Raw genomic sequence first — 17,104 nt, forward strand, 5'->3', positions numbered from 1 at the left:
TATTTTCGGAAATAAAATTTTTTTAACTGATAGCAAGACTGATAGCCGGAAGTATAAAAATAGAAATATAAAAATAATAACAGGTCTTTATAAATAACACTTTATAAATTCGATAATTATAATAAATAATTATACATAAAATAAAAATAACAGGAGGAAATTGAAATTATGTCATACATTAAGGATCCTAAAGACATAGAAGTAAGAAGTTTTGAAATGATAACGGAAGGACTGGGGAACAGGGCAGACCGTTTTCCCAAACAGGAAAAACTTATTGTAAAAAGGCTTGTCCACACTACGGGAGATTTTGAATATGCCGATATTACGGAATTTCATAATGATGCTGTAAATTCTGCAATAGAAGCGATAAAATCAGGATGTAAAATATATTGTGATACAAATATGATAGTTACAGGACTGAATAAAGCAGGACTTGCGAAGTTCGGATGTTCGGCTTACTGCCTTGTAAATGATGATGAAGTGGCTAAGGAAGCTAAAGAAAGAGGCATTACGAGGTCAATGGTGGGTATAGAAAGAGCAGTGAAAGATAAGGATACAAAAATATTTTTAATAGGAAATGCTCCGACTGCGTTATTTCAGCTTCTTGAGGAAATAGAAAAAGAAGAAGTTGATAAGCCCAGATTAATCGCAGGTGTGCCTGTGGGGTTTGTAGGATGTCCTGAATCAAAAGCGGCACTTTCGGATTATGATGTGCCTTTTATCAGAACAAACGGTACAAAAGGAGGCAGCACAGTCGCTGTAGCGGTTCTGCACGGGATACTGTACCAAATATATCAGAGAGAAAGATACTAAAAAATGAACAAGGGAAGGAATGAAAGTAAAATGGAAGAATATGTATATTTTCATGGCAAGAAGCTTAGATACGGTTACACTACAGGAAGTTCTGCAACGGCAGCCACGAAAGCCGCACTGACATATCTTTTGGACAATGACAAAAATGACATACCTGAAGTAACTATCGGACTTCCCTCTGGAAAACCTTTAACGATTAAAATAAATTCATTAAAGAAAAAAGAAGATTATGTATTGGCATCGGTTTTAAAAGACGGGGGAGATGACCCCGATGTTACTCATGGACTGGAAATTTTTTCCAGAGTAAGCTTGCGTAATGATTCGGAAATAAATATTTTCGGTGGAGTAGGAGTAGGTAAAGTTACTAAAAATGGACTGCCTATACCTCCCGGAAATTCTGCAATAAATCCCACTCCTATGAAAATGATAAGGGAAACTGTCGAAAGTATATTACCTGAAGGTATGGGGGCTGATGTCGAGATATTTGTACCGAAAGGTGAAGAAACGGCTAAGAAAACGTTAAATTCAAAGTTAGGAATTGTAGGAGGGATATCTATTCTCGGAACGACGGGAATAGTAAAACCTATGTCCGAAGAAGCATGGAAAGCGTCTCTTGCAGTAGAGCTGAAAATGGCCCTTGAAATTACGGGAAGTGAAGAGGCAATCTTTCTTTTTGGAAACAGAGGAAAACAGTATCTGACCGATAATTTTCAGGATAATACTTCTCAAGCGGTAGTAATAAGCAACTTTGTAGGATATATGTTCGACAGGGCATGCGAATTTAAGGCTAAAAAGATATATTTTATAGGAGAATTAGGTAAATTTGTCAAAGTTGCAGGAGGGATATTTCACACACACAGCAGGGTTTCCGACGCAAAAATGGAAATACTCACGGCAAATGCACTGCTCGTAGGGGAAAGTATGGAAAATTTGAAAAAAATAATGGCTTCAAATACAACCGAAGAAGCTACAAAGTACATTGAAAAAACAGAAGTTTATGATTTGCTGGCTAAAAAGGCAAAGCAGAAATGTGAGGAATACTGTAGAAGAAATGGTTGGGATTTGGAAGTAGAGGTACTTATTATTTCAGCCGAGAGGGAAGAATTGGGAAGTAGCAAACATTTTTTTGAACATTTTAAAAGAAAATAGAGGATAAAGATATACTGAAAAATACAAAAATAGAAAGAGTACAGGAACATTATGAAAATAAATGTATTAGGTTTAGGTCCGGGAAACCTTGATTATACACTTCCTGCGGCTATAAAGAAACTTGAGGAAACGGAAGTCGTTATCGGAGGAAAAAGGCATATCGAAAGTTTAGGAAAATATGCCGAAAATAAAGAATACTGCTATATAACAGCAGACTTGGAGAAAGTTCTGAATTTTATAAAAGAAAACAGGAATAAAAAAATATCTTTGATATTGTCAGGAGATACAGGATTTTACAGTATGCTCACTTTTATGAAAAAACATTTTTCCGATGAAGAGCTGGAAGTTATACCGGGAATATCTTCCGTTCAATATATGTTTGCTAAAATATCCGATTACTGGTATGATGCATATCTTTCAAGCGGACACGGCAAAGAGTTTGATTATGTGGCAAAGTTGAAAGAATACGGCAAACTCGGTATGCTTACGGATAATAAAAATACACCTCAGGAAATAGCAAAACAGCTTACTGAAAACGGATTAGGAGAAACTTTGATTTATGTAGGAGAAAATTTATCCTATGAAGATGAGAAAATTTACAAATATAAGGCAGAAGAGCTGGAAAATATAGAATATAAATTTAAAATGAATGTAGTTGTGTTAAAGTCGGAATAATTTAAAAAAAATCCGATGAATAAGAAAAGAAGGTGTGAAAATATGAATAAGCTCCAATGGAAGCGGGTTTATGAAACTCCTGAAAATAACGATGGATATAGAATACTGGTTGACAGACTTTGGCCCAGAGGGCTAAAAAAAGAAAATGCAAAAATAGATTATTGGGCAAAGTCGATTACTCCAAGTGCCGAATTGCGGCAGGCTTATCATAAAGAAGAAATAAATTACGACACTTTTGCTGAAAAGTATGGGAAAGAATTGGGGAAAAATCCTGATTTTAATGACTTTATGGTATTGATAAAAAAACATCTGAAAAATGGCAATGTTACGTTAGTATATGCTAATAAAATTCCTGAATTAAGTCATATTCCTACTTTAAAGGATTTCATTAATTTAAATTTATAGAAGTTTGGACTTTTTGAACTCATAACCAAAATTTTTAAAATAAGGGATATTGTTTGAAAATTATTGTTTTATATGGTAATCAGAACATCAGAAATATTTGCAATACTTGTAATACCGAACGTTGAAGATTCAATATAATTCAATATGGAAAAGAAAATATAAGGAGATTATAAATGGATAATTTTTTTGGAATAATGGACGGTCTTTTAAAAAACAGTTTTGTTGAAGCATTGACAGTCGAAGTGGTATTTTTCAGATTATTGCTTGCCGTGGTTTTTGGCGGAATAGTCGGTTATACAAGGGAAAGATACAATAAACCCGCAGGATTTAGAACACATATATTGGTATGTTTCGGTGCGGCTATTATATCTATGGTGCAGGATCAGCTAAGACTGAATATTTTGGAACTGGCGAGAACAAATCTGCAATTATCGGCAGTTGTAAAAACCGATTTGGGAAGGCTTGGAGCTCAGGTTGTAAGCGGAATAGGATTTTTAGGTGCAGGAAGTATAATGAAAGAAAAAGGGGAAACTATTGGAGGGATGACTACCGCTGCGGGAATATGGGCAACAGGCTGTGCAGGACTGGGAATAGGCTGGGGATTTTATAACCTTGCTATACCTGCAATAGTATTTATGTTTCTTATATTAGTCTTTTTCAAGAAATTTGAATCCAAAATTGTGAAAAAAACAGTATTATTGAATTTTGAAGTGAAATTTTTAAGTGAAAGTGATTATGAAAAGGGAATTATTCAAGTATATGAAGTATTTAGCAGAAAATTGATAAGAATAACTCAGGTAGATAAATATCGTATTGAGGATACTGCATTTTTTACGGTCAGTGTAGAAGATAAAGTGATAAATATATCTGATGTAATTGTTTCTCTTTCGGCGATAAAAAGTGTCGAACAGGTAAAGACTACTTAAACAAGGGAATTGAGTATGGATATAAGAAAAATGCTTATTTACAGATAGTTGGTAAATTTAAATGAGATAAAAATATAGAAAATAATAAAATAAAACAGGGAGGAAGGCTATGGCGTCAAGCAAAGAATATTTAAATTTTGTATTGGAACAGCTATCGGAATTAGATAATATTAGTCATAGGGCGATGATGGGAGAATACATTCTCTATTATAAAGGAAAAATTATCGGGGGAATTTATGATGACAGATTTCTTATAAAGCCTGTAAAATCGGCTAAAAAACTTATGCCTAATGCTTTTTTTGAAATTCCGTATGCAGGAGCAAAAGAAATGCTGCTCGTTGATGATGTTGAAAACAAGGAATTTTTAGCGGAACTTTTTGAAGCAATGTATGAAGAATTGCCTGCCTCGAAAATAAAAAAGAAAAAATAATCAAGGCTTTTAAATTTAGTTTTGGAACGGTTTTATTATAAACATAGTCAGAAAAGGAAAGGGAAAAAATGTATCACATAAAAGATGAGGAATATGTAAAAGGAAATGCACCGATGACAAAAGAAGAAATCCGTGCGGTCAGTGTTGCAAAGCTTGAGATGAATGATAATGACATATGTCTTGACATAGGCGGAGGTACCGGAACGATAACTATGGAAATGGCGAGATTTGCCAAAAATGGTCATGTCTACACCATTGAAATGAAAGATGATGCCTATGAGATTATAAAACAGAACATAGAAAAATTTAAGCTGAAAAATATAACATTGATAAAAGGTGAAGCTCCTAATGACCTGAAAGATTTAAAAATGAAGTTTGATAAAATATTTATAGGAGGCTCGGGAGGAAATTTAGAGGAGATAATACAGTATTCTTATGATAATCTAAAAGAAAAAGGTATTCTCGTGTTGAATTTCATTGTTCTGGAAAATGTATTTAAAACAATGGAATGTATGAAAAAACTAAATTTCAGAGATACCGATATATGTCAGGTAATAGTAAGTAAAAATAGAAAAATAAAGGATTTTAATATGATGATGGCTGAAAATCCCATTTATGTGATAACGGCAAGAAAATAGATTTATAATTTAACAGTAAAAAAAATTACGGAAAGGAAAATAATGACTAATAAATCAGGAAAATTTTACGGTATCGGAGTAGGAGTGGGAGATAAGGAAAATATTACTCTAAAAGCTGTGAAAAGACTCGAAAAAGTCGATGTCGTCATATTGCCCGAAGCAAAAACAGGCGAAGGAAGTACAGCTTTTGAAATCGTAAAAGACTATGTCAAAGAAGGAATTGAACAGATTTTTATGGAATTTCCCATGGTGAAGGATCTCGAAGCGAGAAAAGTTTTCAGAAAAAATAATGCCGATATTATAAACAGATTACTTTCAGAGGGGAAAAATGTAGCATTTTTGACAATAGGGGATCCGATGACATATAGCACTTATACTTATGTACTGGAGCATATCCTGCCTGAAACAGAAGTGGAAACGATAGCAGGGATAAACTCCTATAACAGTATGGCTGCAAGGCTGAATATTCCGCTAATGGTCGGTGATGAAGATTTGAAAGTGATTTCTGTCAACAAGAAAACTAATATTCAGAAGGAAATAGAAAATAACGATAATATCGTTTTTATGAAAATAAGCAGAGACCTTGACAAATTGAAACAAGCTATCATAAATACAGGAAATACTGAAAATATAATAATCATTTCCAACTGCGGAAAAGACAATGAAGAAATATACACAGACATTGAAAAACTTGACAGCGTGCATTATTTTTCAACATTAATACTCAAAAAGAAAGGAATAAGTCAATGGAAAAGGTTTATTTTATAGGGGCAGGACCGGGAGACCCTGAACTGATTACGGTAAAAGGTAAAAAAATTGTTGAAAAAGCAGATGTAATAATATATGCAGGCTCTCTGGTAAATCGGGAAATCATAAATTGTCATAAAGAGGGGGCTGAAATTTATAATTCCGCTTCGATGAACCTCGACGAAGTAATGGAAGTTACAGTAACAGCTCAAAAAGCAGGGAAACTCGTGGCGAGAGTTCATACAGGAGATCCGAGTATTTACGGAGCGATAAGAGAACAGATGGACGTCCTTGATGAACACGGTATCGAATATGAAGTAATACCGGGAGTGAGTTCTTTTGTGGCAGCGGCAGCGGCGATAAAAAAAGAATTTACACTGCCCGATGTGAGTCAGACTGTAATATGTACAAGACTTGAGGGAAGAACACCTGTTCCCGAAACTGAAAGTCTGGAAAGCCTTGCTTCACATAAATGTTCCATGGCAATATTCTTGTCGGTACAGATGATAGACAAAGTTGTAAAAAAATTGCTGAAACATTATGATGAGAGTACACCGATTGCCATTGTTCAGAAGGCGTCATGGAAAGACCAGAAAATAGCAATGGGAACATTGGGAAATATTGAAGAAATCGTCAAAAAAGAAAAAATTACAAAAACTGCACAGATTTTAGTAGGAAACTTTATGGGAAATGAATATTCAAAATCCAAACTTTATGATAAAACATTTACTCATGAATACAGAAAGGGTATAAAAGAATGAAAGCTGCAATTTACTGTGTGAGTAAAAGCGGATACGGCATTGCCCTTGAAATAGCCGAAAAGCTGTATAAGGACTTGGATATTTATGTTTCCGCGAAAGTATATGATTTGCTGCACTGTGAAAATGAGAAAGAAAAAAATATAATAAAAATAAACGGAAGATTGGCTGAAACGATAGCCGATACGTTTAACAAATATTCCGTCCATATATTTATAATGGCAACGGGAATAGTAATAAGAATGATTGACGGGAAACTGAAGTCAAAAGATGTAGACCCTGCCGTTCTTGTAATCGATGAAGAAGCAAATTTTGTGATTTCGCTTTTGTCAGGTCATTTAGGCGGAGCAAATAATGAATGTGAAAGAGTTGCAGCAGCTGTAAATGCACTGCCTGTTATTACGACAGCAACCGATGTAAGCGGGAAAATCGCCGTGGATATGATTTCCAAAAAGATAAAAGGCAAACTTGCTGATTTGAAAGCGGCGGGCAGAGTAACTTCATTAATAGTAAATGAAGAGAAGATAAGTCTTCATCTTCCTAAAAATATAGTGGACGTGAATGAAAGCAGCTCGGGAGCTATAATTATATCAAACAGGAAAACTATTGAGGTGTCAAAAGTTATCCCGCAGAATATTATACTTGGAATAGGCTGTCGAAGAGGAGTTTCCAAAGAAAAAATAATAGAAAAAATAAATTATGTAATGGACAAACAAAATCTTGAAATGTCTTCTATAAGAAAAATTGCTTCTGCGTGGGTAAAATCCGATGAAACGGGACTTCTGGAAGCAGTTGAGGAATTAAAAATACCTGTTGAATTTATTTCCAAAGAAGATATTCTGACAGTGGAACATCTTGTAGAAGAAAAATCGGAATTTGTAAAAAATGAAATAGGTGTATACGGAGTGTCAGAGCCTTGCGCTTATCTGGCGTCCAATAAAAGAGGAGAATTTTTAGTAAAAAAAATAAAATTGGAAGGAATAACAATTTCAATATTTGAGGAGGAAATAATTAATGAATAAAACAGGAAAAATTTACGTAGTGGGAATAGGACCGGGAAAAAAGGAAGATATGACTTTCAAAGCTTATGAAGCAATGGGAAAAAGTGATATTATAGTAGGATACAAGACTTATGTGGATTTAATAAAAGAATACTATCCCGACAAGGAAATAAAAAGCTCTGTAATGACAAAAGAAGTGGACAGATGTATCGAAGTGCTGGAAATGGCAAAAAACGGTAAAAATGTGAGCCTTATAAGCAGTGGAGATGCAGGAGTATATGGAATGGCAGGAATTATGCTTGAAGTTGCTACTGACGATGTAGAAGTCGAAATCATACCGGGAGTAACGGCTACTAATGCTGCTGCGGCTATCGCGGGAGCTCCTGTAATGCACGATTATGCGACAATAAGTTTGAGTAATCTGCTGACTGATTGGGAATTAATCAAAAAGAGAATAGAATTAGCTGCGGAAGCTGACTTTGTAATGAGTCTGTACAATCCGAAAAGTAGAGGAAGAGTTACACAAATAGAGGAAGCAAGGGAAATTATGCTGAAGTATAAACCTGCTTCGACACCTGTAGCAATAGTGAAAAATGCAGGCAGAGAAGATGAAAAATACGTCGTAACGACATTGGACGAAATGCTTAATCACGAAATCGATATGCTGACAATAGTAATAATAGGAAATTCAAATACTTTTGTTAAAAACGGAAAAATCATAACTCCGAGAGGTTACAGCAAAAAATACGAATATTAAAAATAAGGGCTGTCTTAAAAAAAATCTATTTTTATTTTTTAATTTTTAAGACAACCCTTTTTATAATAAAGCCGTTTGATACTTAAATTAAATAGAGCCGAAATAAGCTCAAGATAATCAGTTATAATTCCACGATTTTATTATATAAAACTGTCGGCAATTTCCTGAAGATTATCCTTTCCGTCCAAATAAGCTTTTATTATTTCCTTGCAGGCGAGGTATCTTTTCTCGTAATTATCGGATTTTACAATGATATAAGGGATATTATATTCTTTGTATAATTCTTTCAGAAGAGCTTGGAATTTCTGCCTTCTTTCGGTCTGTCCTATGGAACGTAGCCCGTCATTTACCCATTTTACATTATTTTCTAAAAGTATTGTCAAATCAAATCTGTAATTTTGCACAAATTCTCTTATAATAGGATTATCTCTTTTTTCATAAGTCAGGCAAAAAGCCAGCGTAGTTATATAGTCGGTATCTATTAAGGCAAATTTGTTGGCATTTCTTGCGGCATACAGTACGTTGGACTGATGTCCGAACACGATTTTTTCATAATCCGAGTATTGCAGGGAGTCCTCATCGCCGCCAAGTTTTTCAAAGACATATTCGCGTCCGTATTCCCAAGCGGACGAAGTATTGAAAACATTTGCCAGTTTATCTATCATTATGCTTTTTCCGCTGCTTTCTCCGCCACATATGGTGATGATAGGTATCAGATGTTCCCTCACTTCCCGAGGCAGATATTCCCAGTATTTACTTGGATTTTCTCGTATTTCCCATGAGTTTACGGGATATTCGATATATTCAGGGTCAATGGATTTTGTTTCGGAATTGAAATATTTCAGGTTGTATTTTGTGTCATCTTTTCTGTTACTTATAAAAAGAACATCATTTTCCCAGTCCAAATCAGGCTCTCTCACTTCAATTTCTTTCTTTAGGAGAGCCGACCATTTTTCCCAACCTTCAGGAAAAGGAGGACAGCCGCTTTCATCAAACAGAAAGGAAAAAATATTGTTCTGATTTTTAAAAGTCTGTTTTACAAATCTAAGTCTGTCTTTTGGAGTAATCGGCTTTATAAAACGGGAGTTGGAAATCATTTCATTATCCCCTTTGTCCGAATAGGAAACTACAACATAAACTTTATCTACTAATCCGCTCGCTCTCTGTATAAGATTTACATGTCCTATATGCAGAGGTAAAAATCTGCCGACAACAATTCCTATTTTCATTTATTTCACATCCTTGCAATCAAATTGGTTATTCATATTAATTATATCATATAAAATTTTGAAATAACAAATTTTACTTGAAAAAAGATTTTTAAAAAAACTGAAAAATATGGTAAAATATAAAAAATTGCAATAAAAAAATATTTTCATTGAGGGGAATAATAATGGAACTGACAATACCTAAACACGTAGCCATAATAATGGACGGAAATGGACGCTGGGCAAAAGAAAGAGGTAAAATAAGACTCGAGGGACACAGACAGGGAGCAGCTACCCTTGAAAAAGTGATAGAACACTCAATAAAAATAGGAGTAAAATATCTGACTGTCTATGCTTTTTCCACTGAAAACTGGAAAAGACCCGAAAAAGAAGTGAACGGACTAATGGAATTATTCTCAAAATATCTTGACGGTAAAAAGAAAACTTTGAAAAAACAAGGGATTAAGCTGTTAGTCAGCGGAACGAAAGAAAATATTTCTGAAAAATTGCTAAAAAAAATCGGAGAAACTGAAAAATATCTGGCAGACTGTGAAACACTGATTTTCAATATAGCATTTAACTACGGAGGAAGAAAGGAAATAGTTGATGCTGTAAATAAAATAATTCAGGACAAAAAGGAAAAAATAAATGAAGCGGAGTTTGCTGAATATCTTTATAGACCTGAAATACCTGATCCGGAATTGGTAATAAGAACAAGCGGGGAATTCAGAATAAGTAATTTTCTCCTTTGGGAAATCGCTTATTCGGAATTTTATGTAACTGATGTTTACTGGCCTGATTTTACTCCCGAAGAATATGATAAAGCTATTCTGTCCTTTAATAAAAGGGATAGAAGATACGGAGGTTTAAATGCTAAGTAGAATATTTGTAATTGTGATTTTTGTGCCTTTTCTCCTTTGGATATTTTTAAAAGGGAATGTTATGTTTCTAATATTTACTATGGTAATAATAGGCGTTTCCCTTCATGAATTTTATAAAATGCTCAAAAATAAAGGGTTTGAAGTAGCCAACAGAATCGGTATGGGACTTGGATTATTTCTGCCTCTGGCGATTTATTTCCAGCAGAATTCCAAAAATATATTTTCTTTTTTCAGATTAAAATTTTTGGAGCAGATAAACTTCGATATGGGCGGATTTATAGTCTTTGCATTGATGCTTATAGCTTTCAGACAGATTATGAAAGTAAAGATAAAAGGTGCAATGGCTGAAATATCCTATACATTATTCGGAATAATATATATAGCGTATTTTTTCTCTTATATACTGCTTATAAAATACGAATTTTCCAACGGAAATGTAATTGTGGCGATGACTTTTATACTAATATGGGCATGTGATATTTCGGCATATCTTGTCGGAATTCTTATAGGTGGGAAAATATTCAGGAGAAGGCTGGCTCCCGAAATAAGTCCCAATAAATCCATTGAAGGAGCAATAGCAGGAATTTTGGGAGTATTTGCAGTAATTTCCTTTTTTGATAAAATATATCTGTTTATCTCAAGGTTTGTGTGCAGTATTTCATTCCTGTCAAAAACTTGCAACGTAAATTATGACTATATTGCCATATCGGGCTGGAAAGCCTTTATTCTCGCTCTTGGTATAGCAGTATTTGCAGAATTGGGCGACCTTGTCGAGTCTAAAATAAAAAGGGAGCTGGGAATAAAAGATTCGGGAAATTTACTGCTCGGACATGGAGGATTTCTTGACAGATTTGACAGTGCATTGTTTGTATTGCCTATAGTTTACGGATTTATGAAATATGTAATGCATATGTAAGAAAAATGAATATAACATCGTAATTACAAGATTAAAATAAAAATGATTATAAATATAGTATGTCGGAAATTAAAAATAAAACAGGAGGAAAAAATGAGTAACGACAGAGAAATCGAAATAAAAAAAGAAGTGGAAAGACAATTTGATATTTTAAAAAGAGGCTGTGATGAAATAATAAATGAAAATGAGTTTAAGAAAAAAATCGAAAAATCTATTTCTACAAATACGCCTTTGAGAGTAAAGTTAGGGATTGACCCGTCAGGGACAGATTTACATTTAGGGCATGCCGTACCTTTGAGAAAACTGAAACAGTTTCAGGATTTAGGACATCAGGTATATTTTCTTATCGGAACATTTACAGGGAGAATAGGAGACCCTACAGGAAAGTCTGAAACAAGAAAAATGCTTTCGGCAGAACAGGTGCAGGAAAATATAAAGACATATCTGGAACAGGTATCCCTGATACTGGATTTGGATAAGATTAATGTTGTGTATAATGCCGACTGGCTTGAAAAACTGACACTTGAAGATGTATTGAAACTGCTTTCACAGTTTACAGTGTCTCAGATGATTTCAAGGGAGGACTTTGCAAAAAGGCTGTCTGAAAATAAACCTGTGTCATTGATAGAATTTATGTACCCTATTTTACAGGGATACGACTCTGTTGAATTGAAAGCCGATGTGGAACTGGGAGCAACGGAACAGAAATTTAACCTGCTAAGGGGTAGGGATTTGCAGAAAAATGCGGGACAGGAACAGCAGATATGTATGATTATGCCTATTCTTGAAGGGCTTGACGGAGTGGAAAAAATGAGTAAATCCCTAAATAATTATATCGGGGTAAAAGATACTCCTAACGATATGTTCGGAAAAATTATGTCCGTATCTGATGAACTGATGTACAGATATTATGAAGTAATAACTGAAATCTCCCAGGAAGAAATTACAAAAATGAAAGAGGACATAAATAACGGTATACTTCATCCAATGGAAGCAAAAAAAAGACTGGGTGAAGAAGTAGTAAAAATATATCATAACGAAGAAGAAGGAAAAAAAGCAAGAGATTGGTTTGAAAACGTGTTCAGTAAGAAAAATCTGGATGTAGATTTACCTGAAATAGAGCTTGATTATAAAGAAACAGGTGTAATAGACTTGCTTGTAAAAGAAACAGGACTTCTAAGCTCTACGAGTGAAGCAAGACGTCTTATTGAGCAAGGAGGATTTAAGATAAACGACGAACCTGTAAAAGATGTAAAAGCTGCTGTCAATATTCAAAGCGGAATGATAATAAGAGCAGGAAAAAAGAAAATAGTCAAAGTAAAATAGAAAATTATATATCATTTTCTTGGAGAAATTGGAGGAAATAGTGAAAAATAAAAAACTTATAAGAATATGGGGAGATATTGTTTCGGTAAGTGAACTGGTAATATCCATAATTATTGTGGCGATAACGACATTCATAGGATATTTTCTGTCTTTTATAATTCCTGTAAAAGTTGACCCTAAAGCGATACAGCTTTTGCTCGGGCTGGCGGGAACTACGACAGGTTTTGTAATTACGAGCCTTTTATTTAAGCCTAAAAGAAAAATAAAAATGGAGAATAAAAATGATATTTGAAATAATAGCAGCCTCTCTTGCAGCAGTATTAATATATACAATAATCGGATTTGTACCGGGAACCGATGAAACAAGTGTTTTATTGCCGATAACTCTTATGCTGGTATTATCGGGGGCTTCCGAAGTGATAATATTGAGCTTTTTTATTTCGGCAATAGTAACTTTAAATCTTATAAATCTTATGCCTGCAATATTAGTAGGACTTCCCGGAGGAGTAATGTCCACTCCTATGATAGAAAGCGGACTTTTATTAAAGAAAAAAGGAATGAGTGCCATAGTAATAAAAAAAATGGCACTGTCGGCATTGATAGCTACATTTGTGTCAATATTGATTTCATTAGTTTTGGCAAATGCATTAGTACCTTTTGGAGAAACTATAAAAGAATATTCAAAATATTTTTTTGTAGCAGGAGCAATATTTTTATCCCTCATAAGTAAGAATAAGGCTCTGTGTCTTGTATCCATTATTCCAAGTTCTATTCTTGTAATGGCACTCAGATACCTTTATTACGGGCTGAATGTAGTTCCTGCGGGAAAAAGTATTACGACTTCCTTTTTCCTCGGGATAACAATAGGACCTCTGTTTGTGTCTATGCTTTCACTTCTGAATAAAGAAACTCTTAAGGAAATGGAAGTAAACGAATATGATAATATGATTTTACCGAAATCGGAAAATAATATAAAAATAAAACTCACAAAAGAAGAATTTAAAATTTCAGCTCTTTCTTCAATAATAGTAAATTTTCTTTTTGTATTGAGTCCTGTGGGACTGCTTATTTTATCCAAAGAGCTTATTGGAAAAGGCAAGAAAGAAACTGTTTCTCACACTGAAAAACTCGTAGGAATGGGTGCAATAGCACAGGCAACTTATCTGTCGGGAATAATAATATCACTTTTCGGACTGGGAATACCGCTATCTCCTGCGGCTATAGGACCAGGAGCGGCACTGTTTGAAGCGGGAGACAGATTTAAGATAGGACATAATCTCCATGACATCATTCCTAAGAATGTTTTTATAATAACTGTAATAATTTCTGCTCTGATTGCAGCGGGATTGAGCTATCTTCTTATTACAAAGTATGCTTTTAAGATAACTCATTTTGTTATGACGAGAATACCTCATGAAGCTGTTCTTGCAGTATTTGTATCTTTTATACTGCTGCTCTCCTATATGGAAGCGGGAGTGATAAATATATTCGGAGTATTTCTGATAGGACTTTACAGCGGATTTATGAATAAGCTCGGAGTAAATTACGGAGTGCAGTTTATGACTTTATATGCATCTTCGTTTATTGTAGAAACGATAGGAAGGATTTAATATGTCTGAAAAGAAGGAAAGAAATAACAGCGGGAAAAAAGGTTTGGGGAATGCCCACAGCAAGATAATACTGATAGGAGAACATTCCGTAGTGTACGGTCATCCTGCTATCGCCATACCTCTTAAAAATGTAACTGTAAAATGCGAAATAAGACCTTCCCAAAACAGGTTTCATTATAATTCTGAAGATACCTTATCTACTGCGATTTATGAAGCTATGAAATATCTGAAAAAGGAAAATGAGAAAATAGAATATGAAATAATATCACAGATACCTGAAAAAAGAGGAATGGGTTCTTCTGCCGCAGTGAGTATCGCCGCAGTAAGAGGTGTCTTTGATTATTTTGACAGGGAAATCGATGATAAAACTCTTGAAGCCCTTGTAAATAAAGCTGAGATTATCGCACATACTACTCCAAGCGGTCTTGATGCGAAAACTTGTTTGAGCGATAAAGCTATAAAATTTATCAGACAAATCGGATTTTTCAATATAAATATGGATTTGGGAGCCTACCTTGTAATAGCCGACTCAGGAGTACAGGGGAAAACAAAGGAAACCGTTACGATGATAAGGGAAATGGGAGAAAAGGCAACTCCTATGCTTTCAAGGCTTGGAGAGCTTACAAGTGAAATCGAAAAATATATAGAAAAAAAAGATATAATAAATATCGGAAAAAATATGACGGAAGCTCACAGACAGCTTTCAATGCTGAATCTGAATATCGAAAAAACTGATTTGCTTGTAAAAGAAGCAATGAAAAACGGAGCGTTGGGAGCAAAAATATCGGGAGGCGGAAAGGGCGGCTGTATTATAGCATTGGCTGACAGCAGAGAAAGAGCCGAAAAGATAGGAAAAGTGTTGGCTGAAAAAGGAGCAGTGAATATATGGATAGAAAATCTGTAAAAGTAAAATCCTATGCGAATATTGCAATTATAAAATATTGGGGAAAAAAAGACGCAATAAATATAATTCCTGCGACAAGCAGCATATCCCTGACCCTTGAAAATATGTATACTGAAACTGAAATAAGTATTATTCCTGAAGTCGATAATGCTGAAACGGATTTATTTTATCTCAACGGAATATTGCAGAATAAAAAACAGACTGAAAAAGTGAGTAAAGTAGTCGATTTATTTAGAAAAAATAAAGAACAGAAAGTGCTGATAAAAAGCGTAAACAATATGCCTACAGAAGCGGGACTTTCTTCAAGCTCAAGCGGACTTTCCGCATTGATAAAAGCATGTAATATATTATTCGGAAAAAATTTGCCCCAAAAAGAACTGGCTAAAATATCAAAATTAGGTTCAGGCTCATCGGCAAGGAGTTTTTTCGGTCCTATAGGTGCATGGGATAAAGATAGCGGAGAAATATACGAAATAAAGACGGATTTGAAACTGGCAATGATTATGCTCATACTGAACGAAGAAAAGAAAATAATATCCAGTAGAGAAGGGATGAAACTGTGCAGTGAAACTTCCACAATCTTTGATAAATGGATAAAAAATTCGGAAGTAGAATATGAAGAAATGAAAAAAGCACTTGCTGAAAATGACTTCAAAAAAGTGGGGGAACTCACCGAAAAAAATGCTCTGGCAATGCATGAAACGACATTATATGCAAATCCGTCATTTTCTTATCTAAATGACAGGACAAGAGAAGCTATGGATTTTGTAAAAGAACTGAGAAAAAATGGAGAAAAATGTTATTTTACAATGGATGCAGGGCCTAATGTAAAAGTGTTGTGCCTTGAGGAGGATTTTGAAAGACTGAAAGATATATTAGGGAGAAGATATAAAATAATAGCCTCAAAGACTAAGGTGATTTCCGATGAAAATGAATAATGACAGCATAGAAGTAAAAGCCTGCGGAAAATTGTACATACTCGGGGAATATGCCATATTGACGGCAGGTCGGAGTGCTGTTGTAAAGAATGTGAATATATATATAAATGCACATATAAAATTTTCCAATGAATATAAAATATATTCAGATATGTACAATCATTCAGTAACTATGGATTATGACAAGGATTATGCTTTAATACAAGAAACTGTAAATATTGTAAACGAGTATCTGCATACAAAAGAGATAAAAATTCTTCCTTTTGAACTGGATATTACAGGAAAAATGGAAAAAGAGGGCAAAAAATACGGGATTGGTTCAAGCGGGAGTGTAGTAATATTAGTAATAAGAGCAATGGCAAAACTGTATAAGTGTGAAATGGATTCTGATACAGTATTTAAACTGGCAGCCTATATTCTTCTGAAAAGAGGGGATAACGGTTCTATGGGAGATTTGGCATGTATAGTATGTGAAAGTCTTGTAGTTTACACTTCTTTTAACAGGGAAAAAATAATAAAACGTATAGCTGAACATTCTCTCAAAGACGTCATAAACAGTGATTGGGGTTACAAAATGGAAAAACTGGAATGTAAAAAAGACTGTAAATTTTTGGCAGGTTGGACCGGGAAGCCTGCAATATCAAAAGATATGATAAATAATGTAAAAAAGTCGATTAATAAAGAATTTTTAAAAAAATCTGACGAATATGTGGAAAAATTTGTAAAAGGAATAAGAACAGGAGATAAAGAGCTTATACAACAGTCTGTAAATAATGGAGGACAGTTACTTGAAAAACTTGATAAATCCATATACAGTAACGAACTGGTTAATCTTGTGAAAGCCGCAGAAAATCTTGATATATGTGCTAAAAGTAGCGGAGCCGGCGGAGGAGACTGTGGTATAGCTATATCTTTTAATGAAAATGATACAGATATACTGATTGAAAAGTGGGAAAAAATGAGTATTCAATTATTATATTCTGCGAAATTATAAACGAAAGGAGTTGAAAATATCTTGGAAA

At 34.3% G+C, this 17,104-nt stretch carries 20 protein-coding genes; 19 read left to right on the forward strand and 1 reads right to left on the reverse strand.

Annotated features, from left to right (window positions below):
• Nucleotides 1-168: 168 nt before the first annotated feature.
• The 11 genes from ACO5J6_RS05480 to cobJ all read left to right on the forward strand — a co-directional run bounded on the left by ACO5J6_RS05480 (nt 169) and on the right by cobJ (nt 8,299).
• Nucleotides 169-813 (forward strand): precorrin-8X methylmutase, encoded by a 645-nt coding sequence (locus tag ACO5J6_RS05480; RefSeq protein WP_485642585.1) that lies wholly within the window; start codon nt 169-171, stop codon nt 811-813.
• Between the two features lie 3 nt (nt 814-816).
• The gene (cbiD, locus tag ACO5J6_RS05485) at nt 817-1,962 is read left to right on the forward strand and encodes a cobalt-precorrin-5B (C(1))-methyltransferase CbiD (protein ID WP_485642587.1); all 1,146 of its coding nucleotides are present in this window, start codon (nt 817-819) and stop codon (nt 1,960-1,962) included.
• Between the two features lie 51 nt (nt 1,963-2,013).
• On the forward strand, nt 2,014-2,637 hold the full coding sequence (cbiE, locus tag ACO5J6_RS05490; RefSeq protein WP_485642589.1) for a precorrin-6y C5,15-methyltransferase (decarboxylating) subunit CbiE: 624 nt from the start codon (nt 2,014-2,016) through the stop codon (nt 2,635-2,637).
• Between the two features lie 42 nt (nt 2,638-2,679).
• The gene (locus tag ACO5J6_RS05495) at nt 2,680-3,042 is read left to right on the forward strand and encodes a DUF488 domain-containing protein (RefSeq protein ID WP_485642591.1); all 363 of its coding nucleotides are present in this window, start codon (nt 2,680-2,682) and stop codon (nt 3,040-3,042) included.
• A 173-nt stretch (nt 3,043-3,215) separates the two neighbouring features.
• Nucleotides 3,216-3,968, forward strand: coding sequence for an MgtC/SapB family protein (locus tag ACO5J6_RS05500; RefSeq protein ID WP_485642593.1), 753 nt, complete (start codon nt 3,216-3,218; stop codon nt 3,966-3,968).
• Nucleotides 3,969-4,077: 109 nt separating this feature from the next.
• On the forward strand, nt 4,078-4,398 hold the full coding sequence (locus ACO5J6_RS05505; RefSeq protein ID WP_485642595.1) for a TfoX/Sxy family protein: 321 nt from the start codon (nt 4,078-4,080) through the stop codon (nt 4,396-4,398).
• A 68-nt stretch (nt 4,399-4,466) separates the two neighbouring features.
• Entirely contained in the window at nt 4,467-5,036 is a 570-nt protein-coding gene (gene cbiT, locus ACO5J6_RS05510) for a precorrin-6Y C5,15-methyltransferase (decarboxylating) subunit CbiT (RefSeq protein WP_485642597.1), read from the forward strand.
• A gap of 42 nt (nt 5,037-5,078) precedes the next feature.
• Complete coding sequence (cobI, locus tag ACO5J6_RS05515) at nt 5,079-5,804, forward strand: precorrin-2 C(20)-methyltransferase (protein ID WP_485642599.1); 726 nt, start codon at nt 5,079-5,081, stop codon at nt 5,802-5,804.
• Nucleotides 5,783-6,544 carry a precorrin-4 C(11)-methyltransferase gene (gene cobM, locus ACO5J6_RS05520; protein WP_485642600.1) on the forward strand — a complete coding sequence of 254 codons (762 nt, stop codon included), beginning with the start codon at nt 5,783-5,785 and terminating at the stop codon, nt 6,542-6,544. Before cobI ends, cobM begins: the two co-directional genes overlap by 22 nt.
• Nucleotides 6,541-7,563, forward strand: a complete 1,023-nt coding sequence (gene cbiG, locus ACO5J6_RS05525) for a cobalt-precorrin 5A hydrolase (RefSeq protein WP_485642601.1) — start codon at nt 6,541-6,543, stop codon at nt 7,561-7,563. Before cobM ends, cbiG begins: the two co-directional genes overlap by 4 nt.
• On the forward strand, nt 7,556-8,299 hold the full coding sequence (gene cobJ, locus ACO5J6_RS05530) for a precorrin-3B C(17)-methyltransferase (protein WP_485642602.1): 744 nt from the start codon (nt 7,556-7,558) through the stop codon (nt 8,297-8,299). Before cbiG ends, cobJ begins: the two co-directional genes overlap by 8 nt.
• A gap of 140 nt (nt 8,300-8,439) precedes the next feature.
• Here cobJ and nadR read toward each other — a convergent pair whose 3' ends face one another.
• Nucleotides 8,440-9,528 carry a multifunctional transcriptional regulator/nicotinamide-nucleotide adenylyltransferase/ribosylnicotinamide kinase NadR gene (gene nadR / locus ACO5J6_RS05535; RefSeq protein WP_485642603.1) on the reverse strand — a complete coding sequence of 363 codons (1,089 nt, stop codon included), beginning with the start codon at nt 9,526-9,528 and terminating at the stop codon, nt 8,440-8,442.
• A 164-nt stretch (nt 9,529-9,692) separates the two neighbouring features.
• Here nadR and uppS point away from each other — a divergent pair, with 164 nt between their 5' ends.
• The 8 genes from uppS to ACO5J6_RS05575 all read left to right on the forward strand — a co-directional run bounded on the left by uppS (nt 9,693) and on the right by ACO5J6_RS05575 (nt 17,076).
• Nucleotides 9,693-10,388, forward strand: coding sequence for a polyprenyl diphosphate synthase (gene uppS / locus ACO5J6_RS05540; RefSeq protein WP_485642604.1), 696 nt, complete (start codon nt 9,693-9,695; stop codon nt 10,386-10,388).
• Nucleotides 10,378-11,304 carry a phosphatidate cytidylyltransferase gene (locus ACO5J6_RS05545; protein ID WP_485642605.1) on the forward strand — a complete coding sequence of 309 codons (927 nt, stop codon included), beginning with the start codon at nt 10,378-10,380 and terminating at the stop codon, nt 11,302-11,304. The genes uppS and ACO5J6_RS05545 overlap by 11 nt, the downstream gene beginning before the upstream one ends.
• 93 nt (nt 11,305-11,397) lie before the next feature.
• A complete protein-coding gene (gene tyrS, locus ACO5J6_RS05550; RefSeq protein WP_485642606.1) occupies nt 11,398-12,630 on the forward strand; it encodes a tyrosine--tRNA ligase in 1,233 nt (410 codons plus the stop codon).
• Between the two features lie 40 nt (nt 12,631-12,670).
• The gene (locus ACO5J6_RS05555) at nt 12,671-12,922 is read left to right on the forward strand and encodes a hypothetical protein (RefSeq protein ID WP_485642607.1); all 252 of its coding nucleotides are present in this window, start codon (nt 12,671-12,673) and stop codon (nt 12,920-12,922) included.
• On the forward strand, nt 12,912-14,240 hold the full coding sequence (locus ACO5J6_RS05560; RefSeq protein ID WP_485642608.1) for a tripartite tricarboxylate transporter permease: 1,329 nt from the start codon (nt 12,912-12,914) through the stop codon (nt 14,238-14,240). The genes ACO5J6_RS05555 and ACO5J6_RS05560 overlap by 11 nt, the downstream gene beginning before the upstream one ends.
• A 1-nt stretch (nt 14,241) precedes the next feature.
• Nucleotides 14,242-15,144, forward strand: coding sequence for a mevalonate kinase (gene mvk, locus ACO5J6_RS05565; RefSeq protein WP_485642609.1), 903 nt, complete (start codon nt 14,242-14,244; stop codon nt 15,142-15,144).
• Nucleotides 15,126-16,082 (forward strand): diphosphomevalonate decarboxylase, encoded by a 957-nt coding sequence (gene mvaD / locus ACO5J6_RS05570; RefSeq protein ID WP_485642610.1) that lies wholly within the window; start codon nt 15,126-15,128, stop codon nt 16,080-16,082. Before mvk ends, mvaD begins: the two co-directional genes overlap by 19 nt.
• Nucleotides 16,069-17,076, forward strand: a complete 1,008-nt coding sequence (locus ACO5J6_RS05575) for a phosphomevalonate kinase (protein WP_485642611.1) — start codon at nt 16,069-16,071, stop codon at nt 17,074-17,076. The genes mvaD and ACO5J6_RS05575 overlap by 14 nt, the downstream gene beginning before the upstream one ends.
• The last annotated feature ends 28 nt before the right edge of the window (nt 17,077-17,104 follow it).

It is taken from the genome of Pseudoleptotrichia sp. (genome assembly GCF_057270515.1).

Coding starts and splice junctions, on each gene's coding strand:
- cbiE (WP_485642589.1), top strand. CDS start 2,014: ATGAAAATAAATGTATTAGGTTTAGGTCCGGGAAACCTTGATTATACA.
- cbiD (WP_485642587.1), top strand. CDS start 817: ATGAACAAGGGAAGGAATGAAAGTAAAATGGAAGAATATGTATATTTT.
- cobI (WP_485642599.1), top strand. CDS start 5,079: ATGACTAATAAATCAGGAAAATTTTACGGTATCGGAGTAGGAGTGGGA.
- ACO5J6_RS05575 (WP_485642611.1), top strand. CDS start 16,069: ATGAAAATGAATAATGACAGCATAGAAGTAAAAGCCTGCGGAAAATTG.
- ACO5J6_RS05500 (WP_485642593.1), top strand. CDS start 3,216: ATGGATAATTTTTTTGGAATAATGGACGGTCTTTTAAAAAACAGTTTT.
- cobM (WP_485642600.1), top strand. CDS start 5,783: ATGGAAAAGGTTTATTTTATAGGGGCAGGACCGGGAGACCCTGAACTG.
- cbiT (WP_485642597.1), top strand. CDS start 4,467: ATGTATCACATAAAAGATGAGGAATATGTAAAAGGAAATGCACCGATG.
- ACO5J6_RS05505 (WP_485642595.1), top strand. CDS start 4,078: ATGGCGTCAAGCAAAGAATATTTAAATTTTGTATTGGAACAGCTATCG.
- mvaD (WP_485642610.1), top strand. CDS start 15,126: ATGGATAGAAAATCTGTAAAAGTAAAATCCTATGCGAATATTGCAATT.
- mvk (WP_485642609.1), top strand. CDS start 14,242: ATGTCTGAAAAGAAGGAAAGAAATAACAGCGGGAAAAAAGGTTTGGGG.
- cobJ (WP_485642602.1), top strand. CDS start 7,556: ATGAATAAAACAGGAAAAATTTACGTAGTGGGAATAGGACCGGGAAAA.
- ACO5J6_RS05545 (WP_485642605.1), top strand. CDS start 10,378: ATGCTAAGTAGAATATTTGTAATTGTGATTTTTGTGCCTTTTCTCCTT.
- ACO5J6_RS05560 (WP_485642608.1), top strand. CDS start 12,912: ATGATATTTGAAATAATAGCAGCCTCTCTTGCAGCAGTATTAATATAT.
- ACO5J6_RS05480 (WP_485642585.1), top strand. CDS start 169: ATGTCATACATTAAGGATCCTAAAGACATAGAAGTAAGAAGTTTTGAA.
- ACO5J6_RS05495 (WP_485642591.1), top strand. CDS start 2,680: ATGAATAAGCTCCAATGGAAGCGGGTTTATGAAACTCCTGAAAATAAC.
- tyrS (WP_485642606.1), top strand. CDS start 11,398: ATGAGTAACGACAGAGAAATCGAAATAAAAAAAGAAGTGGAAAGACAA.
- uppS (WP_485642604.1), top strand. CDS start 9,693: ATGGAACTGACAATACCTAAACACGTAGCCATAATAATGGACGGAAAT.
- cbiG (WP_485642601.1), top strand. CDS start 6,541: ATGAAAGCTGCAATTTACTGTGTGAGTAAAAGCGGATACGGCATTGCC.
- nadR (WP_485642603.1), bottom strand. CDS start 9,528: ATGAAAATAGGAATTGTTGTCGGCAGATTTTTACCTCTGCATATAGGA.